The following is a 597-nucleotide window of genomic DNA, read 5'->3' as shown; positions in this document are numbered from 1 at the left end:
TCGACATGGGCTCCCACATGCTCGAGGTTTCCCCGTCCATCGGCACCATCGCCAAGCCGTAGCTGGAGATCCACCCGCTGGGCATCGGCGGCAAGGCCGACCCGGTCCGCCTGGTCTTCTCCGGCAAGCCCGCCAAGGACGCCGTCGTGGTCTCCATGTCCGACGTTCGCGAACGCTTCCGCCTGCTCATGGACGTCGTCGACGTCGTTGAGCCGCAGGGCTCTCTCAAGGAGCTTCCGTGCGCCCGCGCCGTCTGGGAGCCGAAGCCGAGCCTGAAGACCGCTGTTGAGTGCTGGATCACCGCCGGTGGTTCTCACCACACCTGCATGACCACCTCCGTTGGTCGTGAGGCTTGGGAAGACTTCGCCCGCATCGCCGGTGTTGAGCTCGCCGTCATCGACGAGAACACCACCGCTCGCCAGTTCGAGAAGGAACTGGAGCTGTCCGAGATGTACCACCGTCTCAACAACCAGCACTGATTGGCGGAGCGTATACCGCCTTTCCTCAGGTTCGACGTACCTTCGTGCGCCTTCGCCTTCGGACGGCGGTCTCCGCACGCGTAGATTAATTTTCGAGGAGTAATGTTTTTTTTTTTTT

General features: G+C 61.8%; 1 protein-coding gene. It reads left to right on the top strand.

Annotation, left to right across the window (positions count from 1 at the left end; genetic code table 11):
- Positions 1-62: 62 nt before the first annotated feature.
- On the top strand, positions 63-479 hold the full coding sequence (locus tag KTQ83_RS12770; protein WP_425331033.1) for a hypothetical protein: 417 nt from the start codon (positions 63-65) through the stop codon (positions 477-479).
- Positions 480-597 lie beyond the last annotated feature (118 nt).

The organism is Holdemanella porci, assembly GCF_019052655.1.
GTDB classification, from domain to species: Bacteria; Bacillota_I; Bacilli_A; order Erysipelotrichales; family Erysipelotrichaceae; genus Holdemanella; species Holdemanella hominis.
Note: the sequence above shows the minus strand (reverse complement) of the source record. Positions and strands in the feature narration are given on the sequence as shown.